Here is a 22,491-nt window from a genome sequence, read left to right as displayed (position 1 = left end):
TCTAGATACGCATGGGCTTGTTCTCGTTCGGTAGCAAAAACAAGCAAGACACTGTCCGGGACAGTGGCCACTTCGTCAAGGACGACGATGCCGCCTACGGGCAGCAGGCCCGCGCCAAGCGCGCTTCCCACGCCGGCGAAGGCGCCAGCCGCGCTCGCGGCCGCACCGGCGCCGATCCGATCCTGCCCGAGAAGAAGCGCGCGCGCCGCCGCCTGGTAGGCGCGATCGCGCTGGCCCTCGCCGCGGCGGTCGGCCTGCCGATGCTGCTCGATTCCGAGCCCAAGCCGCTCGGTGCCGACATCGCCATCAATATCCCGTCCAAGGACAAGGCGGCGCCGCTGCCGGTGCCGGCGGCGGCCACCGTCGACAGCGGCGAGGAAATCGTCGAGCCGACGGACGCCGTGACCGCCGACACGGTCCAGCCGCAAGCGGCCGTGCCCGCAGCCGCAGTGGCGACCCGGCCGGCCGATCCGCCGCCGCTGCGCACTCTCGACACCGCCCGTACCGAGCCCACCGCGCCAAAGGCCGAACCGAAGCCGGAACCGGCCAAGCCCGAGCCCAAGCGCGAGCCGAAACCGGAAGCGCACCCGAAGGTCGCCGACCTGGAGCCGAAGAAGCTTGACAAGCCGGCCGAGAAGCCGCCGGTCAAGCCGGTCGACGCGAAACCGGACCTTGCCCAGAATGACGCTGCCCGCGCCATGGCCATCCTCGAGGGCAAGCCGGTCGTCAAGGCAACCGGCCCGTCGCAGAAGTATGTGGTCCAGGTGGCCGCGCTGGCGACACAGCAGAAGGTGGATGAGCTGCAGGGCCGCCTGCGCGCCGCCGGCGTGTCCTCGTTCACCGAGAAGTCGGGTGAGCTGATCCGCGTGCGGGTGGGGCCGTACACGAAGGAAGAGGGCGAAAAGATCCGCTCGAAACTCATCAGCATGGGCCTGTCGGGCACCATGGTGCCGCTCTGATTCCAGAAAAATAAGGTGTTGTTGGCGTGACGATTTTCGATTACCTGGTCTTGTTCGTACTGGTATCGTCCGTCATCATTTCCACCCTGCGCGGGCTGGTGAAGGAGATCTTGTCGCTGCTGGGCTGGATCGTGGCATTCGTGGTGGCGAATGCCTACGGCGCCAAACTGGCACCGATGCTGCCGGAATTGCTTCCTGGCGAGACCGCGCGCCTGATCATGGCCTTCGTGCTGCTGTTCCTCGGCGTGCGCATCCTGATGGGCCTGCTATCGCTGGCCATCGGGGCCCTGATCACGGCCACTGGCCTGAGCCTCGCGGACCGCGGGCTCGGTGGATTGTTTGGATTGGCGCGCGGCATTGTAATCGTGCTGGCCGCCGTCATATTGTGTGGGATGACTTCCATTCCGCAACAGGATTTCTGGAGGAACGCGCTGCTCTCGCCGATGGCGGAAACCGGAGCGCGCACGGTCAAACCCTTTCTCCCGGCTGCCCTGGGGCAGCACATCAGATTCTAGATTCGGTTTCAACCTTTTGTAATCAGCAGTCCAGTTTTAGGAGCGCACCATGTGTGGCATCGTCGGCGTCGTCTCGAACAATCCCGTCAACCAGCTTCTGTATGACGCATTGCTGCTGCTGCAGCATCGCGGCCAGGACGCGGCGGGTATTGCAACCAATCACAGCAGCATGTTCTCGATGTACAAGGCCAACGGCCTGGTACGCGACGTGTTCCGTACCCGCAATATGCGTACGCTGCAGGGCAACACCGGTATCGGCCACTGCCGCTACCCGACCGCTGGTTCCTCGAGCGAGGAAGAAGCGCAGCCGTTCTACGTGAACGCGCCCTTCGGCATCACCCTGGCCCATAATGGCAACCTGACCAACCAGGCCCAGCTGAAGGAAGATCTGTTCAAGAACGACCGCCGCCACATCAACACCGATTCCGATTCGGAAGTGCTGCTGAACGTGCTGGCCCACGAGATCCAGGAAGCGGCCGACGGCTACAAGCTCGACACCGACGCGGTGTTCAAGGCGGTGGCGGCAGTGCACCGCCGCGTGCGCGGCGCCTATGCGGTGGTGGCCCAGATCGCCGGTCACGGCATGCTGGCCTTCCGCGACCCCTTCGGCATCCGTCCGCTGTGCCTCGGCGTGAACGAGGGCGAGCACGGCACCGAGTACCTGGTAGCAAGCGAATCCGTGGCGCTGGAAGGTCTGGGCTTCCGCTTCGTGCGCGACATCGCGCCGGGCGAAGCCATCTTCATCGGCAACGACGGCACTTTCCACGAGCGCCAGTGCGCCGAGAACCCGTCGCTGAATCCCTGCGCCTTCGAATACGTCTACCTGGCCCGTCCGGATTCGGTGATCGACGGCGCTTCGGTGTACGCGACCCGCCTGCGCATGGGCGAATACCTGGCCGACAAGATCCGCAAGGAGATCCCGGTCGAAGACATCGACGTGGTGATGCCGATCCCGGATTCCTCGCGTCCGGCCGCGATCCAGCTGGCGCTCAAGCTCGGCGTCGAGTACCGCGAAGGCTTCATCAAGAACCGCTACATCGGCCGCACCTTCATCATGCCGGGGCAGAACATGCGCAAGAAGTCGGTGCGCCAGAAGCTCAACGCGATCGCCTCCGAGTTCAAGGACAAGAACGTGCTGCTGGTCGACGACTCGATCGTGCGCGGCACCACCAGCCGCGAGATCGTGCAGATGGCGCGCGACGCCGGCGCCCGCAAGGTGTTCTTCGCCTCGGCCGCGCCGCCGGTGCTGTACCCGAACGTGTACGGCATCGACATGCCGACCCGCGACGAGCTGATCGCCCACGGCCGCACGGTCGAGGAAGTCTGCAAGGAGATCACCGCCGACCGCCTGGTCTATCAGGACGTCGATGCCCTCAAGCGTGCGATCTCGGACGTCAACCCGGCGCTGAAGAACTTCGAGGCCTCCTGCTTCGACGGCGTGTACGTGACCGGCGACGTGACCCCGGAATACCTGGACCGCCAGGAATCGGCACGCCACAACGGCGGCAGCAAGGGCGTCGAGGACGCCGCGACCAACCAGCTCAACCTCAACCGTCCGGTCACGGCCGAGTAAGGGGAGCCCTGGCATGACGGACAAGCGCTACGGTTTCACGACCACCATCCTGCACAACGACCGCAGGAAGAGCATCGAGCAGGGCTCGCTGCACAAGCCGGTGCACACCTCGGTGGCCTTCGGCTACGCCGATGCGCGCCAGCTGGCCTCGGTCTTCCAGGGCAAGGAGCCGGGCTTTCGCTACGGGCGCCAGGGCAACCCGACCGTGGGCGCGCTCGAGGACAAGATCACGAAGATGGAAGACGGCGTCGGCACCATCTGTTTCGCTACCGGCATGGGCGCGATCGGCGCCCTGTTCCAGGGGCTCTTGAGGGCGGGCGACCACATCGTCTCGTCGTCCTTCCTGTTCGGGAACACCAACAGCCTGTGGCAGACGGTGGCCGGCCAGGGTGTGGCGGTGGACTTCGTCGATGCGACCGATGTGGCGAACGTGGAAGCGGTGCTGCGGCCGGATACCCGCATGGTGTTCGTCGAGACCATCGCCAACCCGCGCACCCAGGTGGCCGACCTTGCGCGCATCGGCCAGCTGTGCCGCGAGCGCGGCATCCTGTACGTGGTCGACAACACCATGACCACGCCCTGGCTGTTCCGCCCGAAGGCGGTGGGGGCGGGCCTGGTGGTCAATTCGCTCACCAAGTCGATCGGCGGCCACGGCAACGCGCTGGGCGGCGCCCTGACCGACACCGGCCTGTTCGACTGGAACGCCTATCCGCACATCGCCGCCAACTTCCGCAAGCAGCCGGTAGCAGCCCAGGGCCTGGCCCAGCTGCGCGCCAAGGCCCTGCGCGATTTCGGCGCCGCGCTCGGACCGGAGGCGGCACACCACATCGCGGTGGGTGCCGAGACGCTGGCGCTGCGCATGGAGCGCACCTGCGCCAACGCGCTGGCGCTGGCGCAGATGCTGGAGGCCGATCCACGCGTGTCCGCAGTCCACTACCCGGGACTGGCTTCGCATCCGCAGAACGGCATCACGAAGGAGCTGTTTCGCGCCGGCGGCTCCCTGATGAGCTTCGAGCTGCGTGAGGAGATCGACCCCTTCGATTACCTCAACCGCCTGCAGCTCGGCGTCCCGGCCAGCAACCTGGGCGACACCCGTACCCTGGTGATCCCGGTGGCGCACACGATCTTCTTCGAGATGGGGCCGGAGCGGCGCGCCAGCATGGGCATCGCCGAGTCCTTGATCCGCGTCTCGGTGGGCATCGAGGATACCGAGGACCTGCTGGCGGACTTCCGCCAGGCGCTGGAAGCGTAACAGGACGGCAGCCTTCGGGTTGCCGTTTTTTCGTAGGGTGGGCGGCTCCACCGTGCAAGCCGAGGCGCCGTGCACACCGTGTCGCCCACGCGGTGAGCGCTGGCGGCTCCGCTTGCGGGCTCGAGGATCTTGCCGCTGACAATCGCCGCGTGGGCGGCCCAAGGGCGCGGACAATGCTTGTCGCCAGGTGGAGCCGCCCACCCTACGGGAAACGTGCCCGCTCCTTTTTGTTTCAGCGGTTGAGCAGGGCGCCGGATTGCCGCTATCATGGGATTTCTTTTCATCCTATCCACCTGCCATGAAGACCAAGCTGTTCCTTGCATCCCTGCTGCTGTGCGGCGCCGCCCTTGCCGGCGAGCTGGAAGACGCCAACGCCCTGTTCGAGAAGAAGGACTACGCGGGCGCAATGAAGATCTACACCAAGCTGGCCAATGCCGGCAATCCAGCCGCGCAGCAGGCGCTGGGGCAGATGTATTTCTATGGCGAGGCGGGGGAGGTCGACGAAGCCAAGGCCGCGGCCTTGTTCAAGAAAGCTGCCGCGAAGGGCAACAAGGTCGCGATCGCATCGCTCGAGCTGATCGACCAGCGCGTCAAGCGCCGCAAGGATATCGACTACTGGATCAAGGGCTACGACGGCGAAGACCTGAAATCGGGCGAGTTCCGCTGTGCGGCTCCGCGCATTCCGGCGGTGTCGAAGGTCAACGCCGACATCGACCGCATCAGCGCGGCCGTGCAGGCCTGGCAGGAGTGCTACAACAAGTACGTGACCAACCTGAATGCCGCCTTGCCGCTGACCAAGCGCGTCCCGGCCGACATCCAGAAGCTGATGAACAAGGAAGAGCTTGAAAAATCGAACGCCTACCTGGCGCAGTTGCAGGAAAACCTGACCGAGGAAGCGAAGGTGAGTTCGAAGCTGGTGCTGGCCGACTACGCCGCGTGGCGCTCGGCAACCGATGCCTATGTGACGGCGCACAACCAGATGGTGAAGTCCGCCAAGAAGGATTCGCTCTGAGCGGACAAGAAGATCCAGTCGGCGACGGGGCTTTGCTGCACAAATGAACGGGGGCAATCAGGCAACGAGCCCGATTGCCCCCGTTCGCATGCGGATCCGAATCGCGGCCTAGTGCCAGCTGCGCATCAGGCCGACAGCCAGGCCTTCCAGCGCGAATTCGTCTTCCGGCCGCACCTCGATCACGTTGAAGTCCGGGTTCTCCGGTAGCAGCTCGACCAGGTTGCCGGTCTTGCGGTAGCGCTTGACGGTCACTTCCTCGCCCAGCCGGGCGACCACGATCTGGCCGTTCTTGGCGCTGTCGATCTTCTTTACCGCCAGGAAATCGCCATCGCAGATGCCGGCGTCGCGCATCGACCAGCCTTTGACCTTCAGCAGGAAGTCAGGGCGGGCCGAGAACATCGCGGCGTCAACCGAGTAGGTGGCCTCGACGTGTTCCTGGGCCAGGATCGGCGAACCGGCGGCCACGCGGCCGACCAGCGGCAGCGACATCATGAGGTTAGGGGGCGGCATCGGAATCTGTTCGACCGAAGCGCCGACCAGGCGGATGCCGCGCGAGGTGCCCGGCGAAATTTCGATGGCACCCTTGCGCGCCAGGGCTTGCAGGTGTTCTTCGGCCGCATTGGCCGACTTGAAGCCCAGCTCGGCCGCGATTTCGGCGCGGGTCGGCGGGAAACCGGTGTTCTCGATCGCTTCCTTGATCAGGTTAAGGATCTGTTCTTGCCTTGCAGTGAGCTTGAGCATGGATGTGTTACAGCAATAGGTTGTGTGAGTAGACTGTATTTTTGTACAGTATTCGTGTATGCGCAAGGGGAAACACGGGAAAACTGTAAAAAAATTGTGCAATGCGTTCGCATTCGTGGTGTAAATGCGTGCTGTTCGCCGTCTTCTGCCGGGCTCGACCATGCCTGGGTTTCCATCCGCTGCTTTTTCAGGCTATAATCGAAGGCTTTCCCTTCCCACACTCGTCTTGACGCCGAGGTGGGCATTTGTTTAAACGTCCTCAAGGAGTGTTGCATGCGTCATTATGAAATCGTTTTTATCGTCCACCCGGACCAGAGCGAGCAAGTCCCGGCGATGATCGAGCGTTACAAGACCACGGTGACCAGCCGCGGCGGTAACATCCATCGCGTGGAAGACTGGGGCCGTCGCCAGATGGCTTACCAGATCCAGAAGCTGCCGAAGGCTCACTACATCTGCATGAACATCGAGTGCGACAACGAGACCCTGGTCGAGCTGGAAACCGCATTCAAGTTCAATGATGCCGTCCTGCGTCACCTGACCGTCAAGATGAAGAAGGCCGAAACCGCACCGTCGCCGATGATGAAGTCGGTCCAGCGCGAAGACGCAGCCAAGAGCCACCGCGCAGAAGCAGCTGCTGCTGCCCCGGCCGCCGCTGCCTGAGTTTTTCCCAGGAATTCGTAGAGCGTAGTGAACCAGCTCCAGCTCATCGCGACCATCGCGGAGCGAGACGTACTGCGTTACACCCCGGCCGGCGTCCCCATCGTGGGGGCGATCCTGCAGCATGGTTCGCAGCAGGAAGAAGCAGGGGTGGCCAGGCTGGTCGAGTTTGAAATTCCCGCGCTGGCCGCGGGCACGATTTCAGGCAGGATGGCCGACGCCGAACTCGGCGCCGCCTACCGCTTCGAAGGATTCCTCGCACGGAAGAACCGCAACAGCAAAGCCTTGGTGTTTCACATCATTGATTTCAGTGCCGCGTAACAGTACTCGGCCTATTTAGATTACAGATACAGGAGCCTCGAAATGGCATTCGGTAAAAAGTTCGACAAAAACAAAGCTAAAGAAAAACTCAAGCGCAAACAGCAGAACCCGCTGTTCAAGCGCAAGAAATTCTGCCGCTTCACCGCCGCAGGCGTGGAACAGGTGGACTACAAGGACGTCGACACCCTGAAGGACTTCGTCCAGGAAAACGGCAAGATCATGCCGGCACGCCTGACCGGTACCAAGGCGCACTACCAGCGCCAGGTCGACACCGCCATCAAGCGCGCACGCTACCTCGCGCTGCTGCCGTACACCGACCTGCACAACGCCTAATCGTCGGCACGTCAGTCAGAATACCTGGAGAAAAATATGCAAGTTATCCTGCTCGAAAAAGTGGTCAACGTCGGCAACCTGGGCGACGTCGTCAAAGTCAAGGATGGTTACGCACGTAACTTCCTGATCCCGCAAAAGATGGCACGCCGTGCTACCCAGGCCGCCGTGGCCGAGTTCGAAGTCAAGCGCGCCGAACTGGAAAAAGCAGCAGCTGAAAAGCTGTCGGCTGCCCAGGCGCAAGGCGACAAGCTGAGCGGCATGACCGTCACCATCGCCCAGAAAGCCGGCGTGGACGGCCGCCTGTTCGGTTCGGTCACCAACTTCGACATCGCCGAAGCGCTGAGCAAGCAAGGCTTCCCGGTCGAGAAGTCGCAGGTTCGCATGCCGACCGGCCCGCTGAAGACCACCGGCGAATTCCCGGTCGCCGTCGCGCTGCACACCGACGTCGTCTCGGAAATCACCATCGCCGTCGTCGGCGAAGCTGCTTGATGAGCGCACCAAGGGAGCTGCGCTAAGCTTCTGTTGTGTCAATGAAAAAGCCGGGTTCGCCCGGCTTTTTTTACGACCTGAAAAACCGGTCATTTATGACAGCCGTGTGACAGGAGAAGGTATAATGCCCGCCATGAATTCCCCAGCCGATCCGCAAGTCGATTCCCTGCGCATCCCGCCGCATTCCATCGAAGCAGAGCAGTCCGTCATCGGCGGTCTCCTGCGCGACAATGCCGCGTGGGACCGCATCGCCGACTTCATGCACGCGGACGATTTCTACCGCTACGACCACCGCATCATCTTCGAACAGATGGTCCGCCTGATCAACGCCGGCAAGCCTGCCGACGTGATCACGGTCTACGAGGCCTGCAACCAGCTCGGCAAGGCCGAGGAGGTGGGCGGCCTGCAGTACCTGAACGCGATGGCGCAGAACACGCCGTCCGCCGCCAATATCCGCCGCTACGCCGAAATCGTGCGCGACCGCGGCATCCTGCGCAAGCTCATCACCGTCGCCGACGAGATCTCGGGTAACGCCTTCAACCCGCAGGGCAAGGAAGTCAAGCAGATGCTCGACGAGGCCGAGTCGAAGATCTTCGCCATTGCCGAGCAGGGCGCGCGTGGCGCCCAGGGCTGGACCGCAGTGCAGCCGCTGCTCACCCAGGTGGTCGAGCGCATCGACGAACTGTATTCGCGGGAGAACCAGGGCGAGATTACCGGTGTGCCGACCGGCTTCATCGACCTCGACCGCATGACCTCCGGCCTGCAGCCGGGCGACCTGGTGATCGTCGCAGGCCGTCCCTCGATGGGCAAGACCGCGTTCTCGGTCAACATCGGCGAGAACGTCGCGATCGAAGCGGGCCTGCCCGTTGCCGTGTTCTCGATGGAGATGGGCGGCGCCCAGCTGGCCATGCGTATGCTCGGCTCGGTGGGCCAGCTCGACCAGCACCGCCTGCGTACCGGCCGCCTGAACGACGAAGACTGGCCGCGCCTGACGCACGCCATTCAAAAAATGAATGACGCCCAGCTCTACATCGACGAGACGCCGGCGCTGAATCCGATCGAGATGCGCGCACGGGCACGACGCCTGGCGCGCCAGTGCGGCAAGCTGGGCCTGATCATCGTCGACTACCTGCAGCTGATGCAAGGCAGCCAGCCGGGCGACAACCGGGCGTCCGAGATCTCGGAGATCTCGCGAAGCCTGAAAGGCCTGGCCAAGGAGCTGCATTGCCCCGTCATCGCACTGTCCCAGCTGAACCGCTCGCTGGAACAGCGACCCAACAAACGTCCCGTCATGTCCGACTTGCGCGAATCCGGCGCTATCGAACAGGATGCGGACGTGATCATCTTCCTGTATCGCGACGAGGTCTACAACCCCGACTCGCCCGACAAGGGAACCGCCGAGATCATCATCGGTAAGCAGCGTAACGGCCCGATCGGGGCGATTCGCCTTACCTGGATCGGCTCCTATACCAAGTTCGGCAACTACAGCGGCAACCTCGCCATCTACCAGGGCGACTAAGTTTCCGAGTATGCCGGTATCACTTACCGCTGCCAGCCGTGGCAGCGGTTTCGAAGTCCCAAGAGATTCACAACGGAGAATAATATGTTCGGACGCCTGATGCCCCAGGAGGGCAAGTTTTTTGACCTGTTCAACCAGCACGCCGCGCTGTGCGTGAAGGGCGCGCAGGAAATGGTTGGCCTGATGACCAACTTCGACGACCTGGAGAACCGCACCCACGCCGTGGAGAGCATCGAAAAACAGGCGGACAAGATCACCTACGAATGCGTCGACCTGCTGCACAAGACCTTCATCACCCCGCTCGACCGCGATGACATCCACAAGCTGATCACCAGCATGGACGACATCCTCGACATGATGGAAGACGCGGCCCAGACGGTCTCGCTGTACGACCTGCACGCCGTGACCCCGGAAGCCGCGCGCCTGGCGGAACTGTGCCTGGCGGCCTGCAAGAAGGTCCAGGAAGCGGTCGCTCTGCTGCACGACATGGGCAATGCCCACGAGATCGTCGCCATCTGCGAAGAGATCGACCGCTTCGAGTCGGATGCCGACCACGTGATGCGCGCGGCCATGTCCAAGCTGTTCCGCGACGAGCCGGACGTGCGCAACCTGATCAAGATGAAAGCAATCTACGAAATCCTCGAAACGGTCACTGACCGTTGCGAGGACGTCGCCAACATCGTCGAAGGCATCGTCGTCGAAAACGCATAACGCGCCAAGAACAAGAACAATTATGGAATCTCTACAAATCAGCATTTACGTGCTGGGTTTCCTGGTGCTGCTGGCGCTGGTATTCGACTTCATGAACGGCTTCCACGACTCGGCGAACTCGATTGCCACCGTGGTGTCGACCGGCGTGCTCAAGCCCCAGCATGCGGTGGCAATGGCTGCCTTCTTCAACTTCATCGCGATCTTCGTGGTCAGCATGAAGGTGGCCCAGACCATCGGCAAGGGCACCATCGAGCCCGAGGTGGTTGACCATTACGTCATCTTCGGCGCCCTGGTCGGGGCGATTACCTGGAACATCATTACCTGGTACTACGGCATCCCCTCCTCGTCCTCGCACGCCCTGATCGGCGGCCTGGTAGGCGCCGCGGTGGCCAAGTCGGGCACCGGCGCGCTGATTTCCGCCGGTCTGATCAAGACCGTGATGTTCATCGTGCTGGCACCCATGCTGGGCTTCATCCTGGGTTCGACCATCATGCTGCTGGTCTCGTGGATTTTCGTGAAGTCCACCCCGCGCAAGGTCGACGTGTGGTTCCGCCGACTGCAGCTGGCCTCGGCGGCCGGCTACTCGCTCGGCCACGGCGGCAACGATGCGCAGAAGACCATGGGGATCATCTGGATGCTGCTGATCGCCGCTGGCGTCACCAGCCCGGACGACGCGCTGCCGCCAGCCTGGGTCATCATCTCGTGCTACGCCGCGATTGCCTTCGGCACCCTGTTCGGTGGCTGGCGCATCGTCAAGACCATGGGCCAGAAGATCACCAAGCTCAAGCCTGTCGGCGGCTTCTGCGCCGAGACCGGCGGCGCCATGACCCTCCTGATGGCCAGCTTCTTCGGCATCCCGGTATCGACTACGCACACCATCACCGGTGCCATCGTCGGTGTTGGCGCATCACGCAAGACCTCGGCGGTGCGCTGGGGCGTGGCGGGCAACATCGTCTGGGCCTGGATCTTCACCATCCCGGCATCGGCCTTCATGGCAGCGATCGCCTGGTGGATCGGCACCCACATCATGTGATCGAGCGCTTGCGCGCTTGCTGAATGTAAAGCCCGGCACTGCCGGGCTTTTTTTGCGCACTTTACGGTACGAGGCCCAATTTACGCCAACTTCCGGCGCGCTGGCAGGTCTTACTGGTTCTGTTGACCTTGCGCTCTTGCGCCCGAGTTTGGATGAGTCCACGTACCGATCAACCCGTTCTGGCCGGCAAACCGGCCCGCCTGCGGGCGCCCAGCCGCCTGCGCCCGCTGTTGGACTTCCTGCGCCAGCGGCTGGGCTTGCTGCTGCTGTGGCCGGCGATTGGATTGCTCGGGGGACTGCTGCTGTGGAGTTATGTGCTAACCGATCTCGAGAATGACCGCCGAGCCCGGCAGGCTGAACTCGAGCGGCAGGTCGATGCCTATAGCCGCAGCTATGCCATCCGCGTGCGCCGCTCGGTGGCCGATACCGATCGCCTGCTGCTGCTGTTGCGCCACAACTGGATGGTGTCGGGCCGGCATCTCGACCTTGCGGGAACCATCGAGGCCGGCATCTTTTCCAGGCAGTACATCGCGGGTGCAGGCCTAGTCGATCGCAAGGGAGTGGTCCTCACCAGCTCGCACCCGGATGCGGTGGGCTGGAACTTCGGCGACAAGCCGTATTTCACCGAGCAACAGCGCTCCGGGGGCGACCATCTCTACGTCAGTGCACCGCTCGAGGGGCGCCTGTCGCATCGCGAGGTGATCGCCTTCTCGCGTCCGCTGCTGTCGCCCCGCGGTGCATTCGACGGCATTGTATTGGTGTCGGTCTTCCCGGCCTTCTTCACCCAGCACTACGCCGAACCCCTGCTGGGCCGGCAGGGCTTCGCGGCCGTGACAGGCAGGGACGGTGTGGTCCGGGCCTGTCGTCACGGCGATGTCGAGCACACGGCGGAGGTGCCTTTCCTGCTGAAGCCTTTTCGCCCCGTGGTGGTGCAGGGCGTAGCCCGCCTCGAAGGGAGGCCCTGGTTCACGGACGGGCGTGCGCGAGTGGTCGGGTGGCAACCGATTCCGGGTATCGGACTGACCGCCCTTGTCGGGGTCGACGAGTACACCGCCATGGCCCCGTACCGGAATCATCGTGAGACGGCGCTGAACGGCGCCTGGTGGAATACTGCCTGGCTGACCCTGGCGGCCTTGCTCGCCACCAGCTTCTATGTGCACGCGAAATGGAAGCGGCACCAGCTCGACACCATTCGCGCCACCTACCGCCTGGCCACCGAGGACGCGGGCGAGGGCTTCTTCATCCACCGGCCGTTGCGCGACCGGCACGGCGTGGCACGCGATTTTGAGATTCTCGACTGCAACAATCATGGCGCGAAGATGTTCAGCAGGGAGCCCGGACAGATCATCGGCCGCCGGCTGTCCGATTTTTTCGACGGCCAGATTTTCGAGGATATTCGAGCGTGGCTGAGCGAGGCCCTCGAGGCTGGCCGCTTCGAGAGGGAGATCGAAGTAAGGCCGCGCCCTGGCCAGCTGCTCCATGCCAGCTGGGTCCACTACAAGGCCGTGCGCGCCGGCGAGGACCTGGCCGTGACGATCCGCGACATCAGCGAGTCCAAGGCCCACTTGAGCGAGCTCGAGCGCAGGAGTAATTCGGATGAACTCACCGGCTTGCCGAACCGTTACTGGATCCAGCAATACCTGCCGCGGGCGATCGACCGGGCGCGCGCCGATGGGCATGCGCTGGCGGTGCTGTTCATCGACCTGGACGGCTTCAAGACCGTCAACGACGTGCTCGGGCACGCGGCCGGCGACGAGCTGCTGCGCACCGTCGGCAAGCGCCTGACCCTGGCGGTGCGTCCCAACGACCACGTGGTGCGCCTGGGCGGCGACGAATTCGTGGTGGTGCTCGACCACGTCGGCGGCGCCGCCGATGTCGAGCACGTCGCCGGGCGCGTGCTGGCTGCCTTCCATGACGGCTTCCACCTGCAGCATGCGACCCATGTGCTGAATGCATCGATCGGCATCAGCATGTTTCCCGAGCACGGCGACGATGCCGAAACCCTGCTCAAGAATGCGGACATTGCGATGTACGCGGTCAAGACCGAAGGGAAGGGCAATTACTGCTTCTTCCAGTCGCGCTTTTTCGAGGCGATCCGCATCCGCCTCGAGACCGAGGTGGAGTTGCGGCGCGCCCTCGAGCAGCAACAGTTCGTGGTGCACTACCAGCCGCGCGTGGACCTGCTTGAGGGCAAGGCTTCGAGCATGGAAGCCCTGGTGCGCTGGGAGCGCCCGGGCCAGGGGCTGACCGGGCCGGACCACTTCATCCCGCTGCTCGAAGAGACCGGCCTGATCGTGCAGCTGGGCGAGCAGGTGCTCGACAGCGTGTGCCGCCAGCTGGTCCACTGGGCGCGCCAGGGCGAGCCGCTGGTGCCGGTGTCGGTCAACGTCTCGCCGCGCCAGTTCGGCCAGTCCGATATCCTTGCGCTGTTCCGCGCTGCAATTCAGCGCCACGGCATCGATCCCTCGCTGCTGGAAATCGAGCTGACCGAATCGTCGATGATGCAGGAGGGAATTGGCGAGTCGGCGGTGTTCCACCAGTTGCGCGAACTGGGCATCAAGCTGTGCCTCGACGACTTCGGCACCGGCTACTCCTCCTTGTCGCAGCTGCAGAAGCTGCATTTCGACGTGCTCAAGATCGACCGTGCCTTCGTGCTGCGGATCGAACACCCGGAAGGCGACACCCTGATCGCCTCGATGATCGCGATGGCGCATGCGCTCGGCATGCGGGTGGTCGCCGAGGGTGTCGAGAATCCCCGGCAAATGCAACTGCTTAAGTCGCTGGGCTGCGACGAAGGGCAGGGCTTCTTCTTCTCGCGTCCGGTTCCGCCCGGAGCGCGCCAGCCGCTCGGCGTACACATTCCTCAGCCCGCACATGCCGCACCTTGAATAGCTGAGCGATTTTGTGCGTGTTCCTTTGCATTTTTGCTAACGCTGGTAGTAATATTACACGGTGGCGCCCGCCACTGCTGCTGCCTTCGGCAATGCTGCCCGGGTAATCAGCGTTTAAAAACAATGACAAAGGGGACATCATGCGCAACAGACGTAGTTTGACTTCACGGCTGCGCTTCGGCCTGGCCGCTTGCAGCATATTGGCTGCGGTGGCTGGCGCCGGCTTGCCGGCAGCCAGTGCCTTCGCCCAGCAGCCGGCCGCGACCGCCGCCGCGCCCGTCGCGCCCGGCACGATCCGTATCCACTTCCGCCGGGTCCAGGACGATACCGCCCAGTGGGGCGTGTACTCCTGGGATGGCCCGGCCAGGCCGAGCTCGGCCTGGATCACGGACCGCTTCATGTTCACGCAGAGCGACGATTTCGGCGGCTGGGTCGACATCGCGTTGGCACCCGGCAAGACGGCGCTGTGGTTCCTTGTTACCGATGGCAGCGGCACCAAGAACTGCGGGGCCGACCAGGGCGCGCCGCTGCCGGCCGACGTGGGGAGCAAGGGACACGAGATCTGGCTGCTCGAGGGCGACTGCAGCATCTACACGGCCCCGCCCGCGCTCAGCTACGGCAGCCTGGCCCAGGCCGGCGCGCACTGGTTAACGGCCCATACTCTCGCCTGGCCGGGCGTGCCTTCCACCGGCAGCTACAAACTGTACTACGCGGCGAACGGCGGCCTCGGCTCCGGCGCCGGGGGCGTCACGGGCTTTGATGGCAGCATGGACCTGAGCCTGGCGCCGCTGCCGGATGCCGTGCGCACCAAATTCCCGCACCTGGCAGGGGCCACCGGCCTGTCGCTGTCGGCTGGCGACGCAGCGAAAGTGGCCCTGCTTGCCAGCGCGCAGTTCGCCATCGCCCAGTTCGATGCCGCCGGCAAGCTGGTGCAGGTGACCTCGCTGCAGACCGCCGGCATGCTCGACGAGGTGTTCGCCGCCCGCGCGGCCAACGAGAAGCTGGGCGTGAGCTTCAACCGGGCAGGGGTGCCGACCTTCCGCGTCTGGGCGCCGACCGCCAAGTCGGTGGCGCTCGACATCTATCCGGATGCGGACGCGCCCGCGAGCACCCAGGTAGCAATGCGCTTCGATGCCGCCACCGGTGTCTGGAGCCATACCGCTACGGATGCGGGCTGGACCAACCGCGCCTACTACACCTACACCGTCAAGGTGCTGTCGCGCTGGGCGAACAACACGCTGGTGACGAATACCGTCACCGACCCGTATTCGCTGAGCCTCAACGCCAACAGCGCGCGCTCTTTCGTCGCCAACCTGGATAGCGAGCAGCTCAAGCCGCGCGGCTGGGACAAGCACCGCATCCCGGACCTCGCGCATGCCGCCGACATCTCGCTGTACGAACTGCACGTGCGCGACTTTTCCCTCGGTGACGAGTCGGTACCGGCTGCGCGCCGCGGCAAGTACCTGGCCTTTACCGAACGCGATTCGCGCGGCATGCGCCACCTGAAGTCCCTTGCCAAGGCCGGGCTGACCCATGTGCACCTGCTGCCGGCCTTTGACCTGGCCAGCATCAACGAAGCCGGCTGCATCACGCCCGTCATCCCCGATGCCGGCCCGGCATCAAGCGCGCAGCAGGCGGCAATCGAAGCGGTGCGCGACAGCGACTGCTTCAACTGGGGCTACGACCCGGTGCACTACAACGCGCCGGAGGGCAGCTATGCCTCGGATGCGAACGACGGCGCCGCCCGCGTGCGCGAGTTCCGTTCCATGGTGCAGGGCCTGCACGAGGCCGGCCTGCGGGTGGCCATGGACGTGGTCTACAACCACACCAGCTCCTCGCAGCAGGGACCGCTGTCGGTGCTCGACAAGATCGTGCCGACCTACTATTACCGCCTCAACGAGAAGGGCGCCAACCTGAACGACAGCTGCTGTGCCGACACCGCCGCCGAGCACACGATGATGGGCAAGCTGATGATCGACTCGGTGGCCCTGTGGGCCAGCGAGTACAAGGTGGACAGCTTCCGCTTCGACATCATGACTTTCGCGCCGCTGGACGTGATGAAGCAGTTGCAGACGCGCGTCAACGGGGCCGCAGGCCGCGAGATCTACCTGTATGGCGAAGGCTGGAACTTCGGCGCCGTGGCCGACGACCAGCGCTTCGTGACGGCGCGCCAGGCCAACCTGTTCGGCACCGGCATCGGTTCCTTCAACGACCGCCTGCGCGACACGGTGCGCGGCGGCGGCTGCTGCGACGGCGGCGAGAACCTGATCTCCCAGCAGGGCTTCATCAACGGCGTGTGGTACGACCCGAACCGCCTGGCCAGGCAATCGCGCGACGATGCGCTGCGCCTGGCCGACCTGGTGCGCGTGGGCCTGTCCGGCACCTTGCGCGACTACCGCTTCGTCGACCGTTTCGGTTCGCTGCGCAGCAATGCCGACATCGACTACTTCGGCCAGCGCGCCGGCTACACCGCCAGCCCGACGGAGACCATCAATTACGTCGAGAAGCACGACAACCAGACCCTGTTCGACATCAACGCCTTCCGCCTGCCGCAATCCACGAGCCTGGCGGACCGGGTGCGGGTGCAGAACCTGGGCGCGGCCATCGTGCTGCTGTCGCAGGGCATCCCCTTCATCCATGCGGGCCAGGAACTGCTGCGCTCCAAGTCGCTCGACCGCGACAGCTACAACGCGGGCGACTGGTTCAACCGCCTCGACTACAGCTACGCGTCGAACAACTTCGGCGTGGGTCTGCCATCCAGCGACAAGAACCGCGACAACTGGGGCCTGATGACGCCGGTGCTGGAGAATCCGCTCATCAAGCCGGATACCAAGGCGATCCTGTCGGCCAAGGGCGCCTTCGAAGACCTGCTGCGGATCCGCACGGACAGCGCTTTGTTCCGCCTGCGCACCGCGAAGGACGTCGAGGAGCGCCTGCGCTTCTACAATACCGGGCCGGACCAGCTGCCCGGCCTGGTGGTGATGCACATCGACGGCGAGAAGCCGAGCCGCTACCCGGACGCGCGCTACCGCAGCGTGGTGGTGCTGTTCAACGTGGACAAGGAAGCCAAGACCATCGCCATTCCGGAGCTGAAGGAGCGCCGGCTCAAGCTGCACCAGGTGCAGGTGAGCTCGGATGATCCGGTGGTGAAGACCTCGAGCTACGGCAACGCGGACGGCAGCTTCACGATTCCGGCGCGTACCACGGCGGTGTTCGTCGAGAAGGGGGCCAACCGCGGCGACGATTGAGGTTTCGTAGGGTGGTCGGCTCCGCCGACCGCGCGTCCAGCTTGTCGATGCTCTGTCGCAGTTCATGCCGGAGTTGGACGCGCGGCCGGCATGGCCGGCACCCTACGGTCCTCTCCTCATCCGATTTGCAGGACTACCGGATACACACCGCCCTGACCATCTTGATGTCCGTATGCCCGGCCAGCACCTTCTCGATGCCGTCCATCTTCAGGGTCAGCATGCCGTCGTCGAGCGCCGCGGCGAGCAGGTTTGACACCCGGGCATGCTCGACCAGCAGGCGCTTGACCGCATCGGTGCCGAGCATCAGTTCATGCAGGCCGATGCGGCCGCGGTAGCCCTTGTTGCACTCGTTGCAGCCGACTGGACGGTACAGGGTGAAGCGGCCCGCGCCATCGCCATGGCGTCCGCGCCAGTCCGCCAGGATCCTGCGGCGCGCCGCCTGCGGGTCGTCCTTGAAGGACGCGGTACCGCGCAGGTCTTCGCAGTATTCGGCCAGCAGCGATTCCACTTCCGCTTCATCCGGGTGATAGGGCTGGCGGCAGCCCGTGCACAGGCGGCGCGCCAGGCGCTGCGCCAGGATGCCCAGCAGGGCGTCGGCGAAGTTGAAAGGATCCATGCCCATGTCGAGCAGGCGCACGATCGATTCAGGGGCGCTGTTGGTGTGCAGGGTGGCAAACACCAGGTGGCCGGTCAGCGAGGCTTCGATGCCGGTGCCGACGGTCTCCTTGTCGCGCATTTCGCCTACCATGATCACGTCCGGGTCGGCGCGGAGAAAAGCCCGCATGACGCTGGCGAAGTCGAGCCCGGCCTTGCGGTTCACCTGCACCTGGCGCAGGCCTTTCTGGGTGATCTCGACCGGATCTTCGGCGGTCCAGATCTTGGTCTCCGGCGTGTTCAGGTGGTGCAGGATCGAGTGCAGGGTAGTGGTTTTGCCCGAGCCGGTGGGGCCGCACACGAAAAACAGGCCGTAGGGCTTTTCGATGGCCGGCAGCAGGCGCCCGAGGTTGTAGTCGGTCAGGCCGAGCTTCGCCAGCGGGATCGGCTCGCCGGCCTGCAGGATGCGCATCACCACGTCTTCCACGCCGCCGCTCGATGGAATGGTTGCCACGCGCAGCTCGATGTCGAGCGGGCCGTACTTCTTGAAGCGGATCTTGCCGTCCTGGGGCTTCCTGCGCTCGGAGATGTCGAGGTCGCACATGATCTTGATGCGCGCCACCAGGGCGCTGCGGTAGCTCGACGGGACCTCGATGTAGGGCACCAGCACGCCGTCCTTGCGGAAGCGGATGCCGGTCTTGCCCTTGCCCGGCTGCGGCTCGATGTGGATGTCCGATACGCCCTGGCGGTAGGCGTCGACGATGACCTTGTTCAGCAGGCGCACCAGCTCGTTCTCGACCGCTTCCGAGACGTCGGACGGGGCTTCGCCGTCCTCGTCGTCTTCCAGCCCGGAGAGCAACTCGCCGACCGACTCGCTGGCGCCGCCGCTGCCGAAGAAGGCATCGAGGGTCTGGCGGAAATCGGCGCGCGTGGTGACGCGCCAGGCCACTTGCGATCTCGGGAACAGCTGGGCCACGATGCGGCTGGCGGCGGTGCGTTCAGGGTCGAGCGCCATCACCACCAGGCCGCCGGGACCGTCCTCGAGCGGCAGCCAGCCGTTCTCCTCGACGTACTGCGCCTTCAGGTTGCGCAACAGGTCGACCGGCTTGACCCGGTCCGGACGGAAGGGCTCGTAGGGCAGATTGAAGAAGTGCGCCAGCGTCGCCCCGATGGCGGTACGGCGCACCTGCAGTTCGCCTTCCAGCACCCCTTCGAGGTCGGTGTCGAGTTCACGCGCGTGGCGGCCCGCCTGTTCCAGTTCGGCCTGGGTGAGCACGGCTTCCTGCACCAGCGCGTCGTACTTGCCGCGCATGCGCTGGGGGCGCAGGCGCTGGCCGAGCGCCACCGACAAGGTCTCGCCCAGCTGGCGCACCGCCTCCATGGCGCGCGGCGGGAAAGGGCCGCCGCTGCCGTTCCTGCCCCTGTGGTTGATGAACTGGACCACGCCCAGCAGTTCGCCGGCCTTGTCCTGCAGCGGGGCGACCAGCATCTCGCGCGTGCGGTAGCCGGTGCGCTGGTCGACGCCGCGCTGGAACTGCAGTTCCGGCGACAACCGGCGTAGTTCGGCCTCGTCGTAGACGTCGGCGATCTGGACCGCCTGGCGCGTCTGTGCCACGAAGCCGGCGATCGAGGAGGGACCGAGGGGCAGGCGCAGGTCGCGGAAGGTGGCCAGGCCGGTCTTGACCTTGGAGACGATGTGTTCCCTGTCCGGCCCAACGGCGTACAGGGTGAAGCGGTCGCAGTCGAGCAGGTCGCAGAAATCCAGCCCGAGGTCGAGCATGATTTCCTCGACGTTGGCGGTGGCGTGGATCCGGTTGGTGACCTGCCGCAGCTTCTGGTAGAAGGCCAGCTGCCCGGCGGCGTCGTCCGCCAGGGTGCCGGCAGGAAGGCCGGCCGACGCGTTCACAGCGTGACTTCCAGGCCTTCGAAGGCCAGGTGTACCTGCAGGCTGCCGAGGCGGTCGCGGTAGCGCGCCATCGCGGCGGCGAATGCGGCCTCGAGATCGTCGTCGCTACGGGTCGGCTCGTGGTGGGTGCAGTACAGGGCGCGCGCGCCGACGCGCAGCGCCATCTCGATGGCGGCGTCGAAGGTGCCGTGGCCCCAGCCGGCCTTGGACGGGTATTCCTCGCGGGTGTAGGAAGAGTCGACGATCAGGGCGTCCACGCCCGCCATGGCGGCGTCGATCGCGCGCTGGCGCTCGAGCAGGTGCGCTTCGAAGGCGTCGAAGGCGGCGTCGCCCGGGGGATAGGGGTTGTGCCAGGGCTCGTGGTCGCCGGTGAAGAACAGCGAACGGCCATTGCACGAGACACGGTAGCCGAGGTTGGTGACCGGGTGGTTCATCAAGACGTTGCCGATCGATGCGTCGCCGACCTCGACCGGCGTGCCGATGTCGAGGGTGCGGTAGTCGATGGTGGCGCCCATCTGGGTTTCGCTGACCGGGAAGTAGCTGTTCTGCAGCTGCACCGCCATCACGTGCTCGATGCCCTTGCCCGTCACCGGGTCGTAGGCGCCGTGCAGGCGCACCCGGCTGCCCTTGATGAACAGCGGGGTGAAGAAGGGCAGGCCATGGATATGGTCCCAGTGGCTGTGGGTGATGAAGATGTTGGCCTGGACCGGGGGCGTTTGTGGTGTCTGTGGCCGCGCCAGCAGGTGCTGGGCCAGCGGGAACAGGCCGGTGCCGGCGTCGAGGATGATCAGGGTGCCATCGTCGCTGCGCACTTCGATGCAGGTTGTGTTGCCGCCGTAGCGCGCCGTGCGTGGACCTGGGGACGGAATGGAACCACGCACCCCCCAGAAGCGGAATTTCATCAGGACTCCCCGGCCAAGACTTCTTTATGTTTTTGGAATACCGAGCATGATAAGGCCTTTGTTCCCAAAAGCATCAAAAATCCGCATTTTTTGAAGTCCCCCCACCGCTGGGATATACACCGGGTCGTAACAAAGCTACACTTCTGAGAAATTACCAATTGGCAAAAAGAGTTCCCGTGTGCATATGCATCAGCTTGCTTCCGGGGCGAACACCATGCAAGAGCTGAATCCCACACAAATCGCGCAACGCCTGCACCAGCTTACGGAAGTCAGCGTGGCGCTGGGGGATACGCACGACACCGCAGCACTGCTCGACCGTATCCTGCGCGTGGCCAAGCACATGACCGATGCCGACGGCGGCACCCTGTACCGTCCCAGCGATGACAGGAAAAGCCTGTGCTTCCACATCTCGATCAACGACACCCTCGGCATCTACCAGGGCGGCGTCAGCGGCAAGCCGATCGACATCGCGCCGGTGCCGCTCTATGACAGCTACGGCAACAAGAACCTGGCTTCGGTGGCGGCCTACGCGGCCAACTTCAACCAGTCGGTGAACATCGAGGACGTCTACAAGGCGGACGTGTTCAACTTCTCGGGCATGCGTTCCTTCGACGCCGCCTTCGGCTACCACTCGCAGTCCTTCCTGACGGTGCCGATGACCGACCACGAGGGCGAGCTGGTGGGCGTGCTCCAGCTGGTCAATGCGAAAGACCCGGCAACCGGCGCCATCCGCGCTTTTTCCCCGACCGACCAGCGCTTCATCGAGGCGCTGTCGGCGCAGGCGGCGGTGGCGCTGACCAACCAGCTGCTGATCCAGCAGCTGGAAAACCTGCTGGAAGCACTGGTCAACCTGATCAACATCGGCATCGACGAGAAGTCGCCCTATACGGGGCGCCACTGCCAGTTCGTGCCCGAGCTGACCATGATGCTGGCCGAGGCGGCGCACAATACCGACCAGGGACCGCTGGCGGCTTTCCGCATGACCGACGCCGACCGCAAGGAATTATGGCTGGCCGGCCTGCTGCACGATTGCGGCAAGATCACCACCCCGGTGCACGTGGTCGACAAGTCGACCAAGCTGGAAACCATCTTCGACCGCATCCACCTGGTCGACACCCGCTTCGAGGTACTGCTGCGCGACTGCGAGATCCGCGCGCTGCGCGCCAGGTGCGAGCCCGGCGCCGACGTCGAGACGATCGAGGACCGCCTGCTGTCGGAACAGATGCGCATCCGCGCCGACCGCGATTTCCTGCGCCGCGCCAACGTGGGCAGCGAGGGAATGTCGCTTGACGACCAGGAGCGCGTGCGCCGCATCGCCCAGTACCGCTGGACCGGGCCCGATGGCCGGGAGCAGGACTTCCTCAGCGAGGACGAGCTGCGCAACCTGTTGGTGCGCTTCGGCACCCTGACCGACGACGAGCGCAAGATCATCAACAACCACATCGACGTCACCGTGCGCATGCTGGAGTCGCTGCCGTGGCCGAAGCACCTGAAGAACGTGCCGGAATACGCAGGCGGCCACCACGAGCGCATGGACGGCAAGGGCTACCCGAAGGGCCTGACGAAGGAGCAGATGTCGGTCCAGGCGCGCATCATGGCGATCGCCGACATCTTCGAAGCGCTCACCGCCTGCGACCGTCCCTACAAGAAGGGCAAGAAGCTGTCCGAGTCGCTGCAGATCCTCGGCAAGTTCGCCCTCAACGGCCACATCGACCCGGACCTGTTCGACATTTTCATGCGCAACCGCGTGTACCTGCAGTTCGCGCACAAGAACATGGATGCGCACCAGATCGACGAAGTGGACGAGACCCAGATCCCGGGCTACCGGCCGTAAT

At 64.5% G+C, this 22,491-nt stretch carries 18 protein-coding genes; 15 read left to right on the top strand and 3 right to left on the bottom strand.

The window, feature by feature from the left end:
* Nucleotides 1-11: 11 nt before the first annotated feature.
* The 5 genes from MA09_RS14130 to MA09_RS14110 all read left to right on the top strand — a co-directional run bounded on the left by MA09_RS14130 (nt 12) and on the right by MA09_RS14110 (nt 5,311).
* Nucleotides 12-959 carry an SPOR domain-containing protein gene (locus tag MA09_RS14130; protein WP_036249508.1) on the top strand — a complete coding sequence of 316 codons (948 nt, stop codon included), beginning with the start codon at nt 12-14 and terminating at the stop codon, nt 957-959.
* Between the two features lie 26 nt (nt 960-985).
* Nucleotides 986-1,474 (top strand): CvpA family protein, encoded by a 489-nt coding sequence (locus MA09_RS14125; RefSeq protein WP_036249505.1) that lies wholly within the window; start codon nt 986-988, stop codon nt 1,472-1,474.
* 49 nt (nt 1,475-1,523) lie between these two features.
* Entirely contained in the window at nt 1,524-3,047 is a 1,524-nt protein-coding gene (gene purF / locus MA09_RS14120) for an amidophosphoribosyltransferase (protein ID WP_036249504.1), read from the top strand.
* Nucleotides 3,048-3,060: 13 nt separating this feature from the next.
* Complete coding sequence (locus MA09_RS14115; protein ID WP_036249501.1) at nt 3,061-4,299, top strand: cystathionine gamma-synthase family protein; 1,239 nt, start codon at nt 3,061-3,063, stop codon at nt 4,297-4,299.
* 298 nt (nt 4,300-4,597) lie between these two features.
* On the top strand, nt 4,598-5,311 hold the full coding sequence (locus MA09_RS14110; protein WP_036249498.1) for a hypothetical protein: 714 nt from the start codon (nt 4,598-4,600) through the stop codon (nt 5,309-5,311).
* Between the two features lie 108 nt (nt 5,312-5,419).
* On the opposite strand, the gene lexA is transcribed toward MA09_RS14110, so the two are convergent.
* Nucleotides 5,420-6,052, bottom strand: a complete 633-nt coding sequence (gene lexA / locus MA09_RS14105) for a transcriptional repressor LexA (protein ID WP_036249496.1) — start codon at nt 6,050-6,052, stop codon at nt 5,420-5,422.
* Between the two features lie 273 nt (nt 6,053-6,325).
* Between lexA and rpsF the strand changes: the two genes are divergently transcribed.
* From rpsF to pulA, 9 genes are all read left to right on the top strand, one after another.
* Nucleotides 6,326-6,712, top strand: coding sequence for a 30S ribosomal protein S6 (gene rpsF / locus MA09_RS14100; RefSeq protein WP_020656856.1), 387 nt, complete (start codon nt 6,326-6,328; stop codon nt 6,710-6,712).
* Nucleotides 6,713-6,739: 27 nt separating this feature from the next.
* A complete protein-coding gene (gene priB / locus MA09_RS14095; protein WP_036249494.1) occupies nt 6,740-7,030 on the top strand; it encodes a primosomal replication protein N in 291 nt (96 codons plus the stop codon).
* 42 nt (nt 7,031-7,072) lie between these two features.
* Complete coding sequence (rpsR, locus tag MA09_RS14090) at nt 7,073-7,363, top strand: 30S ribosomal protein S18 (protein WP_036249492.1); 291 nt, start codon at nt 7,073-7,075, stop codon at nt 7,361-7,363.
* Nucleotides 7,364-7,399: 36 nt separating this feature from the next.
* Nucleotides 7,400-7,852: a 50S ribosomal protein L9 gene (gene rplI, locus MA09_RS14085; RefSeq protein WP_036249490.1), complete on the top strand. Its 453-nt coding sequence runs from the start codon at nt 7,400-7,402 to the stop codon at nt 7,850-7,852.
* A gap of 133 nt (nt 7,853-7,985) precedes the next feature.
* Nucleotides 7,986-9,371, top strand: coding sequence for a replicative DNA helicase (locus tag MA09_RS14080; protein WP_036250103.1), 1,386 nt, complete (start codon nt 7,986-7,988; stop codon nt 9,369-9,371).
* 84 nt (nt 9,372-9,455) lie between these two features.
* A complete protein-coding gene (locus MA09_RS14075) occupies nt 9,456-10,082 on the top strand; it encodes a DUF47 domain-containing protein (RefSeq protein ID WP_036249487.1) in 627 nt (208 codons plus the stop codon).
* A 22-nt stretch (nt 10,083-10,104) separates the two neighbouring features.
* Nucleotides 10,105-11,115, top strand: coding sequence for an inorganic phosphate transporter (locus MA09_RS14070; RefSeq protein ID WP_036249484.1), 1,011 nt, complete (start codon nt 10,105-10,107; stop codon nt 11,113-11,115).
* 152 nt (nt 11,116-11,267) lie between these two features.
* The gene (locus MA09_RS14065) at nt 11,268-14,003 is read left to right on the top strand and encodes an EAL domain-containing protein (RefSeq protein WP_051933437.1); all 2,736 of its coding nucleotides are present in this window, start codon (nt 11,268-11,270) and stop codon (nt 14,001-14,003) included.
* 143 nt (nt 14,004-14,146) lie between these two features.
* Nucleotides 14,147-17,254 (top strand): pullulanase-type alpha-1,6-glucosidase, encoded by a 3,108-nt coding sequence (pulA, locus tag MA09_RS14060; RefSeq protein ID WP_036249483.1) that lies wholly within the window; start codon nt 14,147-14,149, stop codon nt 17,252-17,254.
* 133 nt (nt 17,255-17,387) lie between these two features.
* Here the strand turns inward: pulA and MA09_RS14055 are convergent, their stop codons facing one another.
* Together MA09_RS14055 and MA09_RS14050 are read right to left on the bottom strand one after the other, a co-directional pair.
* On the bottom strand, nt 17,388-19,160 hold the full coding sequence (locus tag MA09_RS14055) for a GspE/PulE family protein (RefSeq protein WP_373887850.1): 1,773 nt from the start codon (nt 19,158-19,160) through the stop codon (nt 17,388-17,390).
* A gap of 590 nt (nt 19,161-19,750) precedes the next feature.
* On the bottom strand, nt 19,751-20,656 hold the full coding sequence (locus tag MA09_RS14050; protein WP_036249480.1) for an MBL fold metallo-hydrolase: 906 nt from the start codon (nt 20,654-20,656) through the stop codon (nt 19,751-19,753).
* A gap of 214 nt (nt 20,657-20,870) precedes the next feature.
* Between MA09_RS14050 and MA09_RS14045 the strand changes: the two genes are divergently transcribed.
* Complete coding sequence (locus tag MA09_RS14045; RefSeq protein WP_036250095.1) at nt 20,871-22,490, top strand: HD family phosphohydrolase; 1,620 nt, start codon at nt 20,871-20,873, stop codon at nt 22,488-22,490.
* The last annotated feature ends 1 nt before the right edge of the window (nt 22,491 follow it).

Origin of the sequence: Massilia sp. BSC265, from assembly GCF_000740675.1 — a bacterium.
Lineage (GTDB): Bacteria > Pseudomonadota > Gammaproteobacteria > Burkholderiales > Burkholderiaceae_D > Telluria.
This window is presented reverse-complemented; position numbering and strand designations above follow the sequence as displayed.

Bases quoted from the DNA above. Each gene is read 5' to 3' on its own strand.
- MA09_RS14130 (WP_036249508.1), top strand. From the start codon at position 12: ATGGGCTTGTTCTCGTTCGGTAGCAAAAACAAGCAAGACACTGTCCGG.
- purF (WP_036249504.1), top strand. From the start codon at position 1,524: ATGTGTGGCATCGTCGGCGTCGTCTCGAACAATCCCGTCAACCAGCTT.
- MA09_RS14115 (WP_036249501.1), top strand. From the start codon at position 3,061: ATGACGGACAAGCGCTACGGTTTCACGACCACCATCCTGCACAACGAC.
- MA09_RS14110 (WP_036249498.1), top strand. From the start codon at position 4,598: ATGAAGACCAAGCTGTTCCTTGCATCCCTGCTGCTGTGCGGCGCCGCC.
- lexA (WP_036249496.1), bottom strand. From the start codon at position 6,052: ATGCTCAAGCTCACTGCAAGGCAAGAACAGATCCTTAACCTGATCAAG.
- rpsF (WP_020656856.1), top strand. From the start codon at position 6,326: ATGCGTCATTATGAAATCGTTTTTATCGTCCACCCGGACCAGAGCGAG.
- rpsR (WP_036249492.1), top strand. From the start codon at position 7,073: ATGGCATTCGGTAAAAAGTTCGACAAAAACAAAGCTAAAGAAAAACTC.
- rplI (WP_036249490.1), top strand. From the start codon at position 7,400: ATGCAAGTTATCCTGCTCGAAAAAGTGGTCAACGTCGGCAACCTGGGC.
- MA09_RS14080 (WP_036250103.1), top strand. From the start codon at position 7,986: ATGAATTCCCCAGCCGATCCGCAAGTCGATTCCCTGCGCATCCCGCCG.
- MA09_RS14075 (WP_036249487.1), top strand. From the start codon at position 9,456: ATGTTCGGACGCCTGATGCCCCAGGAGGGCAAGTTTTTTGACCTGTTC.
- MA09_RS14070 (WP_036249484.1), top strand. From the start codon at position 10,105: ATGGAATCTCTACAAATCAGCATTTACGTGCTGGGTTTCCTGGTGCTG.
- MA09_RS14065 (WP_051933437.1), top strand. From the start codon at position 11,268: ATGAGTCCACGTACCGATCAACCCGTTCTGGCCGGCAAACCGGCCCGC.
- pulA (WP_036249483.1), top strand. From the start codon at position 14,147: ATGCGCAACAGACGTAGTTTGACTTCACGGCTGCGCTTCGGCCTGGCC.
- MA09_RS14055 (WP_373887850.1), bottom strand. From the start codon at position 19,160: ATGCGCGGCAAGTACGACGCGCTGGTGCAGGAAGCCGTGCTCACCCAG.
- MA09_RS14050 (WP_036249480.1), bottom strand. From the start codon at position 20,656: ATGAAATTCCGCTTCTGGGGGGTGCGTGGTTCCATTCCGTCCCCAGGT.
- MA09_RS14045 (WP_036250095.1), top strand. From the start codon at position 20,871: ATGCAAGAGCTGAATCCCACACAAATCGCGCAACGCCTGCACCAGCTT.